Consider the following 17,281-nt stretch of genomic DNA (forward strand, 5'->3'; position numbering starts at 1 on the left):
CTTCAGAGGGGCTTGCGAATCGGACCGGAGAGGGAGGCAAAGGCGAAGACGAGCACGATACCGAGAGTGCCGATTCCAAGCCACAGAGTCTCGGGACCGAGGTTCTGGTATATGGCCGTGCCGGCAATCGGACCGAGCACGAAAGCGGTGGAGAAGGCGAGTGAGAAGGCGCCCATGTATCGACCGACGGACCCGGAACCGGCCCGCTCTGCAACGACTGCGTTTGTGAAAGGCATGGAGAGCATCTCGCCGAATGTCAAGACGATCATCGACAGGACGGCGACGAAGCTCCAGGGCCCGAATGGGAGGAGAGCGAGTCCGGCGCAGACCATGAGCGCTCCGAGCCCGACCACGCGCATCCGGTCGTGACCCTCGACTGCCCGTACGAGGAGCATCTCAGTAGCAACGATGAGGCCGGCGTTGAGCGCCAGCAAAAGGCCGATCTGCCGTTCCGTCATTCCGAAGAACGACTGCAAATAGAGTGGCACGGTCGACCACACCTGAAAGAACGTCATAGCGAGCAGAATCACCAGGAACATCAGAGCCAGGAACGGCGGATCCCGCCAAGGAGAATCGTCACTGTTCTTGTCTCGGTTTCTCTCGAGTGTTCGCGCGACCGAGCCCGGCTTGAACGTGATCAAGAGCATGACCGCGGCGGCCCAGCAGGTGAGGGCATCGCCAACGAAAATCCAGCCGTATCCGTAGGCGGCGAGCATTCCCGCAACGGCTGGACCTACCGCCATCCCGAGATTGGCGGCGAGCCGAATCAGTGCAAAAGCTCGTGCTCGGTTTTCGGTTCCGCTGCTATGGGCGACCGCCGCCATCAGGGCGGGCCGAAACGCGTCCGAAATGACCGCCAACGAGAAGACGCCGGCGATCAGCGAGGGTAGACTCTCAAGCCGGATGAATACCAGGAATCCAACGCCGCTGAGAAAAAGCGATAGCTCCTGGACTTTCAACGGATCCATGCGGTCGGAGAGCCAGCCGCCGAGATAGGATCCGACCATCGAACCGAGGCCGAAACACCCTATGACCAGGCCAGCGCGAGCCGTGGGGAGCCCGAGATCGTGGGTCAGGTAGAGCGAGAGGAACGGCAACACCATGGTTCCCGAGCGGTTGACCAGTAGAGCGCCGGCGAGAAGCCACACGTCACGTGAAAGCCCCGAGAACGAGGCGCGGTAGGCGGATATCAGGCGTGCGAGCGGATGCATACAGGCCGTTCCATCACGACAGATTCCTCCTGCGTCGGGGCGAAGAGTCGAGATCCCATGGCGCGAGGGTGTCATTTTAACCGGTGATCGTTCCACTCTAACAAATGGCGGTCCGCTCGGCGTTATATGGGACACGACATAAAGTGTTTATTTTGAGCAATTTTAATTATTAATGATAAGTATACTATCAAATATATTATTTTTTTGTATTTTTGACTTGACAATCTTTGTAGCAGATTCTATATTATAGAACGTGAAGCAGACATGAAGGGAGGAAACACCATGGTTATGCTGACACGTTGGAATCCGGCGAATGGCTCGACGCAGTTTGCGCAGGGCATGGAGCGACTGTTCGACGAAATGGTCGGGCGCGGTCTGTGGAGGGACACGGAAGAGCGCCCTCTGCGCGGAAACTGGGTGCCCGCCATCAACATCCTCGAACGCGAGGATGCGATGGTGATCACCGCCGACCTTCCCGGCCTCTCGGCCGAGGACGTCGAGGTGACAGTTGAAGAGGGAACCCTCTCGCTGCGGGGCGAACGTCGGCTCGAAGAGGCGGGTGAGGGTGAGATCTACCACCGCGTCGAAAGGCTCTACGGGGTCTTTGAACGCACCTTCACGCTTCCCAACTCGATCGACGTCGACAAGATCGAAGCCCGTTTCAACAATGGTGAGATGGTTCTCACACTGCCGAAGCGCGAGGAGTCCAAGCCCCGCTCGGTGAAGATCAAGGTCGAGAGCTGACTCCTTTCCTCAGTTGAACTCGACGTTCAGAGCCCCGGGTTTGTCCCGGGGCTCTTTTTTTTCGCCAACACCCGGCGGCCGGGAATGGCGTCCGGTACACTACGCCGGTGACCGACAAACGCATCGCAATCGCCCTCGGGGCAGGCGCCGCCAAGGGCCTCGCCCACGTGGGCGTTCTTCGCGGTCTCGAGGAGGATGGGGTCGAGGTGGCAGCGATAGCCGGAACCTCGATGGGCTCGATCGTCGGTGCGCTCCATGCGAGCGGTATGGCCGCCGCAGAGCTGGAGGCGGTGTTTGCGTCGGTTGACTGGAAAAGACTCACCCGGATCATCGTCCGTTCGGTTGGAGGCGCCGCGTTTCGAGACTTGGTGCAGGAGACCATCGGCCGAGGAATGGTGGAAGACCTTGCGATACCGTATGCGGCGGTTGCCTGCAATCTTCAAAGCGGGGAGGAAGTCGTCCTGTCGCGAGGACGGTTGGCGGACGCGGTGCTCGCATCTTCATCGATTCCGGGCCTTCTCCCGCCGAGTGTCATTGAGGGCGTGACCCTGGTCGATGGCGGCATCGTGACCCCGGTCCCGGTCACCGCCGCGGCTGAAATGGGTCACGCGCCGGTCCTGGCGGTCAACGTCCTCCGACCGTCGTCGCCGCGAAGCTCTGTCAGTCCGGTCATCAGACGGCTGATTCGGGGTGCCGCTCCGACTCCTCTCCTCAAGCACATCGAGAAGTTCATCGCCGAGCATCCATTGCCGAAGGGACGAGTTGGTCGGGATTCCCAGAACCGGCTTGGTACCGTAATGCGCTCGTTCCACATTATGCAGAACCACCTCGCGGTGAAGGGTGAGCAAGCGGCCTTGCTCATCGAACCCCAAGTAGGTCAGATCGGGTGGTTCGAGTTCGAGCGCGCACCCGAGATCATGGCCGCAGGTTATGAGGCCTATCGCGAAGCCGGTGGTGTCTCAGCCGTACTCTGACCGCAGTCACAGATTCGAGCCGACGAAATCCCAGTTCACAAGCTCCCAGAAGTGCTCGAGATACTGCGGCCGGGCGTTCCGGTAATCGATGTAGTAGGCGTGCTCCCAGACATCGCAGGTCATGAGCGGCTTCCGCCCGTCGCGCAATGGGCAACCGGCGTTGCTGGTGGTGACGATGGCGAGGTCGCCCGAGGGCTCGGTCACCAGCCATGCCCAGCCCGATCCGAAATGGGTAGCTGCCGCCGCGGTGAACCTCTCGCGAAAGTCGGCGAAGCTCCCGAATGTGGAATCGATGCTGGCCGAAAGGGGCGCCGACGGCTCGCCCCCGCCGTTCGGGCTCAGGCAGAACCAGTAGAAGGTGTGATTCCAGACCTGGGCGGCGTTATTGAAAATGCCGCCCTCCGCCTTCTTGACGATCTCTTCGAGCGAGCTTCCCTCCCACTCCGTTCCCGCCACCAGACGGTTGAGATTATCGACGTAGGCGCGGTGATGTTTGCCGTGGTGATAGGCAAGGGTTTCGGCCGAGATGTGCGGAGCGAGAGCGTCGTTCGCAAACGGAAGATCGGGCAACTCGAAAGCCATGGTGTCCTCCCTGCTTGGATTTGGGTGCCCATTGTACATCCGCGGGTTGAGACCATGTTTATGAAAACACCACACAAGCAGCGACCAGTGCGCTCCGGTCTCGGTTGGGGAGATGGTTAGAACAGCCTGCGCGATTCCCGTTGGGCAAGGCGCAAACCGCCGGAGAATCGGTCCGGGACGTCGGCCGCCGGGCAGTCGGCGTTGAAGCCGCACCACGCACAGAGAATTCCCGGTCGAGCGGGGAACTCGCCGGATGCCTCGACCTCATTGGCGAGGTCGAGAAAACGATCCATAAGCTGGCGGGCCCTCACGCGGTCTACCCTCTGCCAGCGGGTGGTACCGTGGCGCAAGTAGTGGTATCCGGCCAGCGCCTCTTCTTCGTCGAACTGTTCGAGAACGCAGGCGGCATAAAGAGGGGCCTGCAGCCCTTCGGAGAACTCGGCGCCGTTCCCCTCGGTCTTTGACGTCTTGTAGTCGATTACGAAGAGGCGACCCTGCTCCGTTCGTCCGACGCGGTCAGCGAAACCGGTGAAAACGATCGAGTTCGACAACCGGACCGACAGGCGCTGTTCAAGGGATAACGTGAGGCTGCGGTCGCGGGCGAAGGTATCGCCATAGAATTGGCACAGCATTTCGCGGCCGAGCTGCAGGTAGTCTGCCTCGTCGTCATCGACCCGGACAATGGCAATCGAGTCGTCCTTTCCAGTCGCCCACCGGTCCGCGAACCGTTCCAACATCGCGGCTTCATCAGGTTCCGATCCGCGTTCGCGTTCCGCATACAGCCATTCGAGGATGTCGTGAACTTTGCTACCGAGGTGTGACTCGATCGAGCGGAAGGCCTCCTTGAGGCCCTGGAGATACCTGTATCTGTAGCGAAGGGGACACTGGTCGAAGCATTTGACTCGGGAAAAGGAGTAGACATTGCTTGGTGTCGGGGAGAGTTTCGGTTCCTTCATTGGCGGAAGTCTAACCCAGCATTGAATTAGGAATTAGGAGTTAGGAATTAGGAATTCCCATCCACCCGCCCCGCTCGACAAAACGCATTGCCGGATGGGCGGGTGGCATTCCTAATTCCTCATTCCTGATTCCTAATTCGTCAGACTGGATTGGGTATATCCACAAACTCCACATCCAGCCCGTGGTGATCGACGATCCACCGTCCGAGCGCCCTGACGCCAAATTTCTCAGTTGCATAGTGGCCGGCTGCGACGTAGTGCACGCCGTCCTCTGCTGCCTGGTGCATGACCCACTCGGTGGCCTCGCCGGTTACGTAAGCGTCGAGCCCTGAAGCCACCGCCTGGTGGTACTCCCGCTGAGCGCCTCCGGTCACGACGCCGACAGAAGACACGATCCGATCCCCGCCCGGAAAGACCTGGGGCTCTCGATCGCAGATTTCAGCGATGGCGGAGAAGAACTCATTGGCCTCCACCGCCTGCGGGAAGACTCCACACACCCCGGCCGGGGCTCCCTGGTGCATGCCGAAGCCCTCAAGCTCCTCGAGACCGAGCCTGCGTGCGAGCTGGGCGGCGTTGCCGAGCTCGAGGTGACGATCCAGCGGCAGGTGGTAGGCGATCAGTGAAATGCGGTTTTCCAGCAGAAGACGGATCCGTTCGCGAAAGGAACCGATGATCCGTTGTGCCTCGGAAGCGTTCCACAGGATGCCGTGATGCACGATTATGGCGTCTGCTTGGCGGTCAATCGCCTCGGCGAAGAGGGCACGCGACGCGGAGACCGCGGTGACGATCCGCTCAACCTCGGGCGCGCCTTCGACCTGCAGCCCGTTGGGGCAGTAATCGGCGGTGCCCTCGGCTTCCAGAAGCTCGTCAAGTTCGGCTACGAGTTGAAGAAGGTCCACGGCTCAGATAGTAACCCAGCCCACGGGTTTGGATGCGGTTCGACTGTAAAATGGCTGAGATCGTGCCTTTTCATCGATTCAAGACCATCTGCACCATCGTAGTGGTCGCGCTTCTGATTCCAGCGTGTGGAGGAGGTCCAGCACGTGAGGACACGGTCTTCACGGTGCGGATGGTCGCCGCCCGAACGATCCCCGGCCACTGGGAGGTCTCGGCGGAGCGCGGATTGGATCGCATCAGCGCCGAACTCGAAGCCGATGTCGCGAGAATCCAGGTGGATCATCCGAAGAACGAACGCGGGCTGCTGGCTGACATGGGCCGGGGCGGGATCGACCTCGTATTCTGTGTTGGCGGTTTCGCGGAGGCGTCGGTCTACTCGGCAGCGATCGAGTTCCCGAGGACGGTGTACGTGGTGCTGCCCGGTCGGGCGCGCGCCGACAACGTCGCAGGAATCGAGTTTGTTCCAGAGGAGGCCGGTTATCTTGCCGGTGCGGTGGCTGGTGCCCTTGCCGCCGACGGGCCTTTAGGGATTCTCCACGGTAGCGGCCGACCTTGGCTCGAGCCACTCGAAGAGGGTTACATTGCCGGGTTCAGGAGTCATCGGCGGAAAGCGAAGATCGTGGCGGGGGAGGGAGTTGATGGCGCCTGGCAGTTGGCCGCCGCCGGGGCCCTCGTTTCTCTGTACGCCACCGACCGGCCCGATCCACAGGTTCTGGCAGCCGTTCACGACTCCGGGATTCGCCTGGTGGCTGCGGATCCCGAACTGTGGCGATTCGAGACCGACACCGTCGTGGCGACGGTCGATCTCGACGTTGCCGAATCCATGGTGAGAGTCGCCCGCGAAGTTCGCGACGGGACCTTCGAAGGCCGGGTTTTTTCGTTCGACCTCGGTTCCGGAGTCCTCGACGTGGTGCTCAACCCGGCGCTGGCGGCAGATGAACTCGCTGTTGCAGACGAGGCTCTGGGGACAGCCCGCGCGGAGATTACAGCCGGGCTTGTCGAGTTCGATGAATTGGGCCTGTGATTCCAGAATTCAGAACTCACCGACAGCAGCGATCTGCGGCCGGAGTCGTGGGGATCGCGGACCCGGCGCATCAGGGTCGGGCCGGAGAGGTTGGGAGGGAGGCTTTACGGCCGCTCGCTGGTGGCGGGGAGTCACGACGCTCGAAGGGCGTCAGTAACTCCGAATTCGGATCCCAGGGCCCTTGACAATTTTCGATTCTGGATTTAATGTAGCAAGTATGTTACACGTGTAGCATGAACGAAAGGAGACGAAACCTTGACTGCCGATGACCTGCCGCAGCTGACCTCGCCCGAGCTCGAGATCATGAAAGTCCTGTGGAGATCCGAAGGGTTGAGTGCGCGGGAGATTCACGAGCACCTGGGCGAGCGTCTGAACTGGGCCTACTCGACGACTCGCACGACCGTCGAGCGAATGGTTCGAAAAAGGCTGGTCGAGAAGCGAGCGTTTCACGGCCTTCACCTGTACTCCGCATCGGTATCTCGCGCCGCCGGCCTTGCGCGGCTGGTGCGCGATTTCGCGTCTCAGGTGCTGGAGTCGAGTTACGTGCCCGTGGTTTCCCTCTTCGCTGACGGCGGGAATCTCACCGACGACGAGATTCGAGAGCTCCGACGTTTGCTCGACAACCAAGGCAGCGTCGACAGGAATTGACAATGGAGTACGCCCTCGGCATGGCTTCATCGTGGATCGACCTGCTTTTGACTCAAAGCATCAATGCAAGCGTGATATTCCTCGTTGTTCTCGGTGCCGCCCGCCTTCTACGTGGACGCGGACCGTCCGTTCACGTGGCCCTGTGGACCCTCGTCTTCGTCAGACTGTTCCTGCCACCGTCCCTTGCCCACCCGTGGAGCTCCGGAGCTCTGATCTACCATTTCCTCGAACCTCAAGCGGCCGCTTCGTCTTTCCAATTTTCGGCATCCGATCTGATGGACGGAGCGAGGAGCGGAAACGGCGTGGTCATCGACGCCGCCATTTCGGAGCCGAGACTCAAGACGCTGGGCCTCGGCATCGCGTGGCTGGTCGGATCGACAGTCGTGATGGTTTTTTTCAGACGCCGCCTTGCACCCTTTCGCCGACAGCTTCGAGGAGCCGGGCCGGTGCACGATCCGCTGGCCCTCGACCTGGTCGACCGGTGGCGTTGCCGCCTGGGGATCAGCCGCCGGGTCCGAATCGTGACCTCGCCGGACCGGTTCACTCCGTTCACTCTCGGGGTGGTGCGTCCGGTGATCTTCGTGCCGGAATCGATCATTTCGGATCACGGTTCGATCGAGTCGGTCATCGCACACGAAATGGCGCATGTGGCGCGAGGGGATGCTCTGTGGCTCGGTCTGCAACACCTCGTACACGCCGCATTTTTCTTTCACCCGCTGGTCTGGATTGCTGGCGCGCGGCTCGACTCCGCGCGAGAGAAGCTGTGCGACGCTACGGTCGTCGCGGCAGGCCGCATCAGCGCTCGAACCTATGTGGGAGGCCTCCTCAACGTGCTCCAGCTCGACCTGCAGGGGGTTGGGGCGCCCACCATGACCTCGCGAAAAAGGAGGATTGACTTGCGAATAAGAAGCGTTCTGGCAAGCGCCGGCGCCCCTCGCCCGAGGCCGGCGGCAGCCACGGCAGTTGTGTTTCTGATCGGTATCTTCGTATTGCCCCTGGGGCCGGGTGGAGCGGTGGTATCAGGTGATGAGTCGTCGCCCCGACCCTCTGGCGAGAACCGGCTCGCATCGAACCGGGACGTGTTGGACTTCGAGAACCCGTTGCCCGGAAGTCGCGTCACGTGGCGATGGGGCAAGGGCCTGGATCCGTGGACCAAGGAAGTGGTTTTCCACCGAGGTATCGATGTCGCGGCCAAGGCGGGAACCGTGGTGCGCGCACCCGCCGACGGAGTGATCGTTGTCGCGACCGAACACTTCGAGGAGTCACCGGCATCGGGTACCGTGATTCTCATCGACCATGGGGACGGTTGGACCACGTTCTTCGCCCACCTCGGCTCGCTAGAGGTGCCTGAAAAACAGAAGGTCTCGAAAAACGATGTGATTGCGACGGTCGGGTCGACCGGAAAATCGACCGGCCCGCACCTCCACTTCGAAATCCGCCATGACGGGGAGCACGTCAACCCCGCCGAATTCGTCAACGATTGGAAGTGAGACGACTTTCGATTTGCAATTCCGTAATTTCTTCGAACCGTCCTGTTGAGCATTGCCACAGACAGATGAACACAGGTCCGCACAGAAGAAAACATTTGTGTGGATCTGTGTGATCTGTGGGCTAATCAGGACTCGGAACATCCAATATCCAACATCGAATATCAGGCGTCCGTAACCGGAAGAAGCGTTCATCGATTATCATCTCTCGTGAGGAGGAGCGGGATGGTAGTCACCGTTTGGCACAATCCGCGCTGAAGCAAGTCCAGGCAGGCGGTCAGCCTGCTTCGTGAACTCGGCGTTGAGCCGGAGATAGTGCGATACCTCGAGAAACCGCCCACGGTGAAAGAGTTGACACGCGTCCTCGGCATGCTCGGTATGGAGCCGCGTGACCTGATGCGAGAGAAAGAGGCCGAGTACAAGGATCTCGGTCTCGGGGACGGATCGAAGAACCGGCGGCAGCTCATCGCCGCGATGGTCGAGCATCCTCGTCTCATCGAGCGGCCGGTCGCCATCTCCGGAGACCGGGCGGTTCTCGGCCGGCCGACGGAAAAGGTACTCGAACTGATTTAGAGCAACGATTCCCAGACGGATTCAATCCTTCGGAAGACCGCGTCCCAGGTGAATTGCGCCAGGACCTCGGGCATGATCGCCATCGGATCGCCGACCGGCGGTGCATCGAGGCTGCGGTCGATCGCATCTTCGAGTCGATCGACGAATGCCGGCAGGTCCTCCTCGCGAGGCCGGTCGATTGCCTCGAGTCGTGGCGGCGCAACGCTCATAAGAAGGTCGCCGAAGCGGGGTGCGAGCTCCTCCGAAACGACCGAGAGGTCGGTCGCCACAAGCCGACAACCGCAGGCAAGAGCTTCGACCAGCACCAGCGGCAAACCCTCGAAAAACGAGGGCAGGACACAGACGGTGGATCGCCGGGCGATCTCCGCCAGCTCGGGCTGCGAAAGCAGGCCGTGCTGTACGACAGAGGGAGTCATCAGGTTCATGCGGATTTGCAGACTTTCTGCCTCCGAGCCGGAGCCGCCTCCGACCACGTGCAGTTTCACTCCGGGACGCCGTTGCGTGATCCGCTCGAATGCGTCGAGAAGCCACGGCAGTCCCTTGGCGGCGCTGTATTTGCCGACGTAGAGAAGGGCTGGAGGACCGGGATCGGATTCGGTTCCGAAGAACAGGTCCTCGCGGTATCCGGCGCCGACCACGTGGATGCGATCGCTGGCAACTCCCAGGCAATGCTCGAGCTCTTCGGCGTGGCCGCGATGAAGCACGGCGAAAGCGTCAGCACGTGAACAGCCGCGACGCACCGATTCGGCGAGGTGGGGGCAAAGCTCCATTTGACGCATTCCGGTCGCGTGGCAGTGCACGAGAAGCCGGACATCTGGAGCGACATCCTTGAGGAGACTGGACATCAACCACACGTGGTGGGCGTGGACGAGGTCGGGCTTGAATTCGTCGATGGCAGCCCGCAGGTGACCGGACCAGGCGCGTCGATAGATGGAGAGCTGATCCTCATCGAGAGCCGAAAAACGAGTGCTCGGGTAAGGCATGATATCGCTCATCCCGGGCACGGCGAAATCGAGCGGCTGCCAGCCGAAAATCAGAGGGTAGATGCGCCCGGCGGAAAGGCCTCCGACCTCCGGTTGAGGGTCGTCGAGAGGCACACCGACCACAGCGCGCTGATCGTAACCCGCAACAGCCGCGTGGCGGACGGTGGAATCGAGGGTGATTCCGCTACCGGTCAAGGATGGACGTTGCGAAAGGGCGTGTAGTATGCGCACTGATGAATTATGGCTTGAGAACAATGAAAATTGAATTCCGCCCCCCTCCGCGAGACTGTTCCAAGAATGGGATCCGTAGCACCGCTCCAGGATGAGATCGGGCAGAGATCACCACCGTCGTACTCCGCATCTCGAAATATGGGATCCTGTTTTGCAGGTTCCCGAATTGGAGGGGAGGCACCATGGAAAACCTCAAAGACGAGCTGGTGGAGCTCTGGTTCGGGGAAAACCTGGACGACGCAGAGGTCGCACGGGCCAAGGCAGATTTGTGGTGGGGTCACCGTACCGAGACGGATGACCTCCTGCAGGTGCGGTTCGGTGCGGCGGCGTCTGCTGCCGCCGCCGGAGTCCTCGATCATTGGAGCGGGTCTCCGCGTGGCCGGTTGGCCCTGATCCTGCTGCTCGATCAGGTGCCGCGTGCGATTCACCGGGGCAGGCCGGCTGCATTTTCCCAGGACGGCGACGCGCGCCGGGTGGCCCGGCAGGGCCTCGAGTCGGGTGCGGACAAGCTCTTGAGGCCGATTGAGCGGCTGTTCTTCTACCTGCCATTCGAGCACTCGGAGGACCTTGCTGATCAAGATTTAAGCGTCGCGTTGATTCGCGATCTGGCGGAGGCGGTGCCGCCGGAGCACCGCACAACCTTTGAAGAATTTGTTGACTTTGCGGAACGGCACCGCGAGGTGATCTCGCGCTTCGGGCGATTCCCGCACCGCAATGCCACCCTCGGGCGCGAGTCGACGCCGGAAGAAAAGGCGTTCCTGGAACAACCCGGTTCCTCGTTCTGAGCAGGGGGGGGAAATCCGAGATCCGAATTCCGATTTCCTCTCTAGCCCGGACTGTTCATGAGGCTTTGTCGCGAGGACGGTGAGGTGCTGCGACCAGTGGAGTTTGCGATCCAAGGGGCGCGGAGGCGTAATTGGCGGTGCGTCGAGCACCCCGAGGCGAGCAAACACCGCTGGGTGCGGCGCATCGCCGGCCGCAGCAGGAGCTTCATGAATTGTCCGGGCTATACTGTGCCGATGGCACGTAAGCGCGCAAAACCGGAGGCCTGTACGCTGTGCGACGGGACCGGGTGGATCCTCGCCGAAGAGGATGGCGTTGAGCTCGTTCGGCGATGCGAATGTGCCGAGGGTGTGCTGCGGGCCAGGCTCCTCAGGCAGGCCGGCATTCCGTCTCGCTACCGTCACTGTTCGCTCGAGAACTTCGAGCTCTGGAATCCCGAAGACCCGACTCTCGCCAAGACTCTGCGAGCAGTTCAAGAGTTTGTTGACCTCTTTCCAGCTGGTGATAAGGGCATTCTCCTGATGGGAGCGGTTGGCACCGGCAAGACCCACTTGGCGGTGGCGGCCCTACAGCAGATCATGCGCGAAAAGAACCCGCCAGTGCATGGGCGATTCGCGGATTTCACCGCTCTCGTACTCGAAATCCAGATGACTTTTGACGGATCAGGCTCGAGCCGCGAGATCCTTCGCCCGCTGATCGAAGCGGATCTGCTGGTGCTCGACGAGTTAGGTGCGGGGAAGACCACCCCGTGGGTGATGGATCTGCTCTATTACCTGGTCAACACCCGGTATCTCGAGGATCGGGTGACCATTTTCACCACCAACTTCTCCGATTTCCCGCGCGGTCAGAGTGAATCGCTGACCGACCGGGTTTCGGCCCGCATCCGCTCGAGGCTTTACGAAATGTGCCGCCGCCTCGAGCTCCGTGGCCGCGATTACCGCGCCGAGCGCCTCGCCTCCCGCGAGGGGGGCCTCCGTCTGTGAAGGGCTGGCGGCTACTCGTCCTTCCGATGATTGTCGTCGGCTGCGCCAGCGCACCGCCGGGTACGGAAACGCCTCGGTCGCCGACGCCGACGGCATCGCAATCGCCTCCACCGACACTCACGACGGTTCCGCCCATGCCGATCCCAGTTCCCACTGTGCCGCCGCCAGCTGCGCTGCCGTCCCGAGACACCGATCCGCCACTGATTCGCGTGCTGCTCCAGCGTTCGACCGGCACCGTCGAGTTGCCGCAGCCCGGGAGGGCCTACCGTGTGACCACCGGAGGACGGGGGGCGTGGTTGTGGGGCCCGTTGAGGCTCCGTTCAGTCGACTCGGGAGGTCGCCGGTGGCAGGTGGGAGCCTGGCGAGATCCTGCCAACGCGACCGCCGCAGCCAACAGGGTGCGGGGGGCATTTGGAGATGCGGTTGAAGTTGCTGAAGAACAGACTGCGAATGGCCTGATCAGGGTTCAGGTTGGCTGGCCGTCGACCGAGCCTGCGGATCCGGGGGCCGAGCTCATCGCGCTCGGGTTTGACGGAATATACCCTGTGGCGGCGACGGGAGTGTTGCGCATCGAGGATTCAGTCGGAGGTTCGATTACCAGCGACACCGATGTTCTGATCGAACCGGCCGGAGACTGGCCAGTGGTGGTCGGAGGCTGGCGCCGATATCGCGGTCGGGTGCGGGCTCGGGCAGTCGGCGAGGAAACCCTGGTGATCAACGAGCTCAACATGGAGAGCTACCTCAAGGGCGTGGTGCCGGTCGAGATGGGTCCCTCAGCATTTCCCGAACTCGAGGCGCTCAAGGCTCAGGCGGTGGCGGCGCGCACCTATGCCGTGGCCCACCTCGGTGACCATGACGACGAAGGTTGGGATCTCTGCGCGACGCCGGCCTGTCAGGCCTACTACGGGAGAAGTGCAGAACACCAACTGTCGAATCGCGCGGTGGATGAGACGGCCGGGCTGGTGGCGGCGTTTCACGACATTCCCATCGATGCGATGTTCAGTTCGACCTGCGGCGGTCATACCGAGGACGCCGCAGTCCTCTTCGAAGATCGCGCACAACCCTATCTGGTTGGCGTTCCCTGCGCGTGGGATCGTCCGCTGCGTTTGATCGGTAATACGCCATCGGGAGGGTGGATAAACTCGACCGCATTCTCGGCAACGGTTGCCCTCGAAGTCCTGGATCTCGAGCCCGGTGCGACACCGAAAGAAATACTCGATCGGGTTCTCGAGGAGAGTGGAGTCAGGCGCGACACGCCGCCACCGGTCGATCCGGAATCGTTCGCGGTCGCGATTCTCAGAGCGGTGGACGTCAATCCGCCGGAGGGAATCGCGCCGACGGTGAACGGTCTCGACCGGCTCCTCTTCCTGGCGGACCTTTTCAAGAAACCACTCGATCCGCCAACCGACCGGAACAGCGATCTCTGGCCCGCGGCGGCGGCGCTGACGGCACTCGAGTTGCGGGGCCATGTTTCGCGCGACAACGGCGAGGCGGTTCCTCGGCCAGACGGGGCGGGGATCTTCCCGCGTCGTGCCGAACATGGTGAGGATCTGCCGTCTCCGCTGCCGTTGTGGGAGCAGTGGAGCGGTGGTTTCCGACGGCTGGCCACTACCGAGGCCCTGCCGGGGACGGCGCTCGAGAGGTTGCGGGTCGGCGACCGGGTGGTTGCCCTGGTGGTGCGCCGGTCCGGTGGTGACGGCGAGGCTGACCGGCGCTCGGCGTGGCGTGAGTGGGTGCGCGAGAAAACATGGACGGAATTGCAGAAGCTGACGGGAATACCGAATCTGCAGCGCCTCACCGTAACCCGTCGCTCGAAATCGGGCAGGGTTGTCGGCTTGGCCGCAGTCGGGACCGATGGGAGGACCAAGGATTGGTCCGGGTTCGAAATCCGGCGGGTGCTCGAGCTGCCTGAAACACTCTTCGCGATGCATCATCGAAGAGATCCGGACGGCGAACGCATCGTTCGCTTCCTCGGTCGCGGTTGGGGGCACGGTGTCGGCCTGTGCCAGAACGGATCGTACGGTTTGGCGAGGGCCGGAATGACCTTCGATCGGATTCTCGGCCACTATTACACGGGTATCGAAATCATTCGTTGGGACGGCGAGTTGCCGGTCCAGCGCCAATAGGGGAGGAATGGTGGACTTCGAGCTCAGCCAGGACCAGCAGGCTATTCGTGACATGGTTCGAGAGTTCGCGCGCAAGGAGATCGCTCCGTATGCGCTCGAATGGGACGAGAAGCAGCACTTTCCTCGGGAGCTGTTTTCGCAGCTCGGCGAGCTCGGGCTGCTCGGGATTCTGATCCCGGAAGATCTGGGCGGCGCCGGCCTCGGGTACGTCGAGTACGTGACTGTCCTCGAAGAGATCGGCGCGGCTGACGGTTCGATCGGCCTTTCGGTTGCGGCGCATAACTCGTTGTGCACCAATCATCTCTATCTCTTCGGTTCGGAAGAGCTCAAGCGAAGATTCGTGCCGAAGCTCGCGTCCGGGGAATGGATCGGTGCGTGGGGCCTGACGGAGCCACAGGCTGGATCGGATGCCGGCGGTACCCGGGCGACTGCGGTACGCGAAGGCAACGAGTGGATCCTCAACGGCTCCAAGACCTTCATCACCCATGCGTCGGTGGGGGATGCGGCGGTACTGGTCGCGAGGACATCCGACGAGGGGAGCCACCACGGGATCTCGGCCTTTTTCGTGCCCTTCGATCGCCCGGGAGTCTCGCCCGGGAAGAAGGAGAACAAGCTCGGTATGCGCGCTTCCGACACCTCGTCGTTGGTGCTCGAGGACTGTCGGGTGCCCGAAGGCTACCTGCTCGGCTCGGAGGGGGAGGGCTTCGTACAGGCGATGAAGGTCCTCGACGGTGGTCGCATTTCAATAGCTGCGTTGTCGGTAGGAATCGCCCGCGGCGCCCTGGACGCCACATTGAGTTACTCGACCGTCCGCGAGCAGTTCGGGAAACCGATTTCGGCCTTCCAGCTCACCCGGGCGAAGCTCGCCGATATGGCGACCAGTGTCGATGCGGCGCGCCTCCTCACGCTGCGCTCGGCGGCGATGAAGGATCGAGGGATGACGACGACCCGCGAGTCGGCTATGGCCAAGGTCTACGCGTCCGAGGTCGCGGTAGCAGTTGCCGAGGAGGCGGTGCAGATCCACGGAGGCTATGGCTACACGAAGGAGTACCCGGTCGAACGTGCGTGGCGCGACGCGAAGCTGTGCACGATCGGAGAAGGCACCTCCGAGATCCAGCGCATGGTGATCGCTCGGGAACTCTTGAAGAACACCGGAGAAGGGCGATGACCGATTCGCCGGTACTCGATCACATCGGCGTGGCGGTCCAGTCGATCGACAGCGGTGCCGCAGTCTACGAAATCGTAGGCATCGAGGTCGAGGGCACCGAGGAAGTACCCGAACAGGGGGTGAGAGTCGCGTTCCTTCCGGTCGGTGAGACGCGGATCGAGCTGCTGGAGCCGATTGGCGAAGACTCCCCGGTTGCACACCACTTGGAACGCCGGGGTGCCGGTCTGCACCACATCTGCTTTCGGGTATCGGATATCCGTTCGGCAATGGCGCGGCTCTCGGCTGAAGGCTATGACCTGCTTTCGGACGAGCCCCAGCAGGGTGCCGACGGTTGTCTGGTGTGCTTCGTTCACCCGAAATCCGCTGGCGGCGTCCTGATCGAGCTCTCGCAGCGCGCAGTAGTGACTTCATGAAGGATGCGGGATAGTCTCGAATGGTGAACGACGTCGGAGAGGGTTCGCTGGTCATCCTTCACTGTGGGAATCCGCGTGAAAAGATGTGGGGCATCCTGCGGCGTCTCGACGCCGTGGGAGCAGTAGTCCGTGGCCTCGATCTCGATTCGGTCGAGGACTGGCTCCGTCAGGAGAGGGCTGGTGACGAGCAGCTGATCGGTCCGACCACCTTTTTCGTGCCGATTGGCAGGATCGTGCGGATCGATCTCGACGAGACCAACCAGGTCATCGAGAGTTACGGTGATCGATACAGATCGGCTTGCGGTCGCGACGTGCGTGATGCTCTCTTGGGAGGCGGCGAATCAGAGGCGTGAAACTGCGCCGGTTGGTGATGCCGATCCTCCTTGCGGGGGCCTCTCTGTGGAGCGTACCCGCGACCGCCCAATACGAAGGTCGGGTCGATGTCAACGCGGTCGTAGTGCCGGTGACCGTGCGCGACGGCAAAGGTCGGGTGGTCACAGGGGTAGCGCGCAAGCGCTTCAAGCTCCGTGTGGACGGTCTCGGGGTTCCGATCCGTGACCTCGATCTCGAAAGTGACCTGCCGATCAGTCTCGGTTTCATCCTCGACACCTCGGGCTCGATGATGGGTCGGAAGATGAGCGGGAGCCAGGAGCTGGTGATGGCATTCCTCGAACATCGGCGTCCTGAGGACCAGATCGCCCTTTGGACGTTCGGTGACAACCGGGTGCTGGAGCGCTTTCCGTTCGGCATGGGGTGGTACCTGTTGCCGAGAGTGCTGGAAACACTGAAGCCGTGGAGCACGACAGCCCTTTACGACATGGTCCTGAGGGTTCCCGAAGTGCTCGAGAAGGCGCGCCACCATCGACGCGCGGCCATTCTGCTCACCGACGGGGTGGACAACGCATCGCGGATCAGCGCCGAAGAGGCGACGGCGGTGGCGCGTCGCCTCGAGACCCCGATCTACGTACTCGGAGTCGAGCCTCCATCCCCGACGGACACGGTCGAAGGCCCCTCGTTCGAGGAGATACTGACGCTGATTGCCGATGCGTCGGGAGGGCACTATCGGCGGATTCCCCGGGCCGAGCAAATGCCCGAAGTCGTAGATGAACTCCTGCACGAACTTTCATCGCGCTACATACTGACCTTCGTGACCTCTGGAGTCGGGCAGCGAAAATGGCGGACCCTCGAGGTCACCGTGGAGGGTTACGACGCCACCACCCGCTCCGGATACATGGGGACGCTTCCGTAACGGCGAGCTCGCATTTCGAAATTCGAATTTCGGATTTCGAATTTGTCGAAGCCACGCGATAACGGGTTTCAGTGCACGGCAAGCGCTGATATTTCAGAGAAGAATGAAGAATCTTTTCCGTAATCTGCAGTGAAGTCACAGTTATTGTGCGCTGCATCACTCGAATAGACCACGATTAAGTGATGGAACCTCAAGATCTTGGCCAGTCCCAACCGACAAATTGATGTATCTTGAGGTACAATAAATAGC

At 61.7% G+C, this 17,281-nt stretch carries 18 protein-coding genes; 13 read left to right on the forward strand and 5 right to left on the reverse strand.

Features of this window, described 5'->3' with window-relative positions; all coding sequences use genetic code 11:
- Nucleotides 1-2: 2 nt before the first annotated feature.
- Nucleotides 3-1,211 (reverse strand): MFS transporter, encoded by a 1,209-nt coding sequence (locus tag LJE93_03380; protein MCG6947942.1) that lies wholly within the window; start codon nucleotides 1,209-1,211, stop codon nucleotides 3-5.
- A gap of 282 nt (nucleotides 1,212-1,493) precedes the next feature.
- On the opposite strand from LJE93_03380, the gene LJE93_03385 reads away from it, so the two are divergent.
- Nucleotides 1,494-1,955 (forward strand): Hsp20/alpha crystallin family protein, encoded by a 462-nt coding sequence (locus tag LJE93_03385; protein ID MCG6947943.1) that lies wholly within the window; start codon nucleotides 1,494-1,496, stop codon nucleotides 1,953-1,955.
- A 107-nt stretch (nucleotides 1,956-2,062) separates the two neighbouring features.
- On the forward strand, nucleotides 2,063-2,929 hold the full coding sequence (locus LJE93_03390; protein ID MCG6947944.1) for a patatin-like phospholipase family protein: 867 nt from the start codon (nucleotides 2,063-2,065) through the stop codon (nucleotides 2,927-2,929).
- Between the two features lie 6 nt (nucleotides 2,930-2,935).
- On the opposite strand, the gene LJE93_03395 is transcribed toward LJE93_03390, so the two are convergent.
- The 3 genes from LJE93_03395 to LJE93_03405 form a co-directional block, all read right to left on the reverse strand.
- Nucleotides 2,936-3,511, reverse strand: a complete 576-nt coding sequence (locus LJE93_03395; GenBank protein ID MCG6947945.1) for a superoxide dismutase [Fe] — start codon at nucleotides 3,509-3,511, stop codon at nucleotides 2,936-2,938.
- Nucleotides 3,512-3,627: 116 nt separating this feature from the next.
- Nucleotides 3,628-4,467 carry a PD-(D/E)XK nuclease family protein gene (locus LJE93_03400; protein MCG6947946.1) on the reverse strand — a complete coding sequence of 280 codons (840 nt, stop codon included), beginning with the start codon at nucleotides 4,465-4,467 and terminating at the stop codon, nucleotides 3,628-3,630.
- 140 nt (nucleotides 4,468-4,607) lie between these two features.
- Complete coding sequence (locus LJE93_03405; protein ID MCG6947947.1) at nucleotides 4,608-5,366, reverse strand: Nif3-like dinuclear metal center hexameric protein; 759 nt, start codon at nucleotides 5,364-5,366, stop codon at nucleotides 4,608-4,610.
- Between the two features lie 62 nt (nucleotides 5,367-5,428).
- Between LJE93_03405 and LJE93_03410 the strand changes: the two genes are divergently transcribed.
- The 4 genes from LJE93_03410 to arsC all read left to right on the forward strand — a co-directional run bounded on the left by LJE93_03410 (nucleotide 5,429) and on the right by arsC (nucleotide 9,096).
- Nucleotides 5,429-6,388: a BMP family ABC transporter substrate-binding protein gene (locus tag LJE93_03410; protein MCG6947948.1), complete on the forward strand. Its 960-nt coding sequence runs from the start codon at nucleotides 5,429-5,431 to the stop codon at nucleotides 6,386-6,388.
- Nucleotides 6,389-6,643: 255 nt separating this feature from the next.
- On the forward strand, nucleotides 6,644-7,036 hold the full coding sequence (locus LJE93_03415; protein MCG6947949.1) for a BlaI/MecI/CopY family transcriptional regulator: 393 nt from the start codon (nucleotides 6,644-6,646) through the stop codon (nucleotides 7,034-7,036).
- Between the two features lie 2 nt (nucleotides 7,037-7,038).
- Nucleotides 7,039-8,526: a M23/M56 family metallopeptidase gene (locus tag LJE93_03420; protein MCG6947950.1), complete on the forward strand. Its 1,488-nt coding sequence runs from the start codon at nucleotides 7,039-7,041 to the stop codon at nucleotides 8,524-8,526.
- Nucleotides 8,527-8,748: 222 nt separating this feature from the next.
- Complete coding sequence (arsC, locus tag LJE93_03425) at nucleotides 8,749-9,096, forward strand: arsenate reductase (glutaredoxin) (GenBank protein ID MCG6947951.1); 348 nt, start codon at nucleotides 8,749-8,751, stop codon at nucleotides 9,094-9,096.
- Here the strand turns inward: arsC and LJE93_03430 are convergent.
- Nucleotides 9,093-10,310: a glycosyltransferase family 4 protein gene (locus LJE93_03430; protein MCG6947952.1), complete on the reverse strand. Its 1,218-nt coding sequence runs from the start codon at nucleotides 10,308-10,310 to the stop codon at nucleotides 9,093-9,095. The two genes, arsC and LJE93_03430, sit on opposite strands and share 4 nt — an antisense overlap.
- Nucleotides 10,311-10,492: 182 nt before the next feature.
- On the opposite strand from LJE93_03430, the gene LJE93_03435 reads away from it, so the two are divergent.
- The 7 genes from LJE93_03435 (at nucleotide 10,493) to LJE93_03465 (ending at nucleotide 17,032) form a co-directional block, all read left to right on the forward strand.
- Nucleotides 10,493-11,095 (forward strand): DUF924 domain-containing protein, encoded by a 603-nt coding sequence (locus tag LJE93_03435; protein MCG6947953.1) that lies wholly within the window; start codon nucleotides 10,493-10,495, stop codon nucleotides 11,093-11,095.
- Nucleotides 11,096-11,329: 234 nt separating this feature from the next.
- Nucleotides 11,330-12,076 (forward strand): ATP-binding protein, encoded by a 747-nt coding sequence (locus LJE93_03440; GenBank protein MCG6947954.1) that lies wholly within the window; start codon nucleotides 11,330-11,332, stop codon nucleotides 12,074-12,076.
- 134 nt (nucleotides 12,077-12,210) lie between these two features.
- Nucleotides 12,211-14,202, forward strand: coding sequence for a SpoIID/LytB domain-containing protein (locus tag LJE93_03445; GenBank protein ID MCG6947955.1), 1,992 nt, complete (start codon nucleotides 12,211-12,213; stop codon nucleotides 14,200-14,202).
- Between the two features lie 10 nt (nucleotides 14,203-14,212).
- Nucleotides 14,213-15,370: an acyl-CoA dehydrogenase family protein gene (locus tag LJE93_03450; GenBank protein ID MCG6947956.1), complete on the forward strand. Its 1,158-nt coding sequence runs from the start codon at nucleotides 14,213-14,215 to the stop codon at nucleotides 15,368-15,370.
- Nucleotides 15,367-15,783, forward strand: coding sequence for a methylmalonyl-CoA epimerase (gene mce / locus LJE93_03455; GenBank protein MCG6947957.1), 417 nt, complete (start codon nucleotides 15,367-15,369; stop codon nucleotides 15,781-15,783). The genes LJE93_03450 and mce overlap by 4 nt, the downstream gene beginning before the upstream one ends.
- A gap of 20 nt (nucleotides 15,784-15,803) precedes the next feature.
- Nucleotides 15,804-16,136, forward strand: coding sequence for a hypothetical protein (locus tag LJE93_03460; GenBank protein MCG6947958.1), 333 nt, complete (start codon nucleotides 15,804-15,806; stop codon nucleotides 16,134-16,136).
- The gene (locus LJE93_03465) at nucleotides 16,133-17,032 is read left to right on the forward strand and encodes a VWA domain-containing protein (protein MCG6947959.1); all 900 of its coding nucleotides are present in this window, start codon (nucleotides 16,133-16,135) and stop codon (nucleotides 17,030-17,032) included. Before LJE93_03460 ends, LJE93_03465 begins: the two co-directional genes overlap by 4 nt.
- Nucleotides 17,033-17,281: the final 249 nt, after the last annotated feature.

The organism is Acidobacteriota bacterium (assembly GCA_022340665.1).
Taxonomy (GTDB): domain Bacteria; phylum Acidobacteriota; class Thermoanaerobaculia; order Thermoanaerobaculales; family Sulfomarinibacteraceae; genus Sulfomarinibacter.

Coding starts and splice junctions, on each gene's coding strand:
- LJE93_03380 (MCG6947942.1), bottom strand. CDS start 1,211: ATGCATCCGCTCGCACGCCTGATATCCGCCTACCGCGCCTCGTTCTCG.
- LJE93_03385 (MCG6947943.1), top strand. CDS start 1,494: ATGGTTATGCTGACACGTTGGAATCCGGCGAATGGCTCGACGCAGTTT.
- LJE93_03395 (MCG6947945.1), bottom strand. CDS start 3,511: ATGGCTTTCGAGTTGCCCGATCTTCCGTTTGCGAACGACGCTCTCGCT.
- LJE93_03400 (MCG6947946.1), bottom strand. CDS start 4,467: ATGAAGGAACCGAAACTCTCCCCGACACCAAGCAATGTCTACTCCTTT.
- LJE93_03420 (MCG6947950.1), top strand. CDS start 7,039: ATGGAGTACGCCCTCGGCATGGCTTCATCGTGGATCGACCTGCTTTTG.
- LJE93_03435 (MCG6947953.1), top strand. CDS start 10,493: ATGGAAAACCTCAAAGACGAGCTGGTGGAGCTCTGGTTCGGGGAAAAC.
- LJE93_03440 (MCG6947954.1), top strand. CDS start 11,330: ATGGCACGTAAGCGCGCAAAACCGGAGGCCTGTACGCTGTGCGACGGG.
- LJE93_03445 (MCG6947955.1), top strand. CDS start 12,211: ATGCCGATCCCAGTTCCCACTGTGCCGCCGCCAGCTGCGCTGCCGTCC.
- mce (MCG6947957.1), top strand. CDS start 15,367: ATGACCGATTCGCCGGTACTCGATCACATCGGCGTGGCGGTCCAGTCG.
- LJE93_03460 (MCG6947958.1), top strand. CDS start 15,804: ATGGTGAACGACGTCGGAGAGGGTTCGCTGGTCATCCTTCACTGTGGG.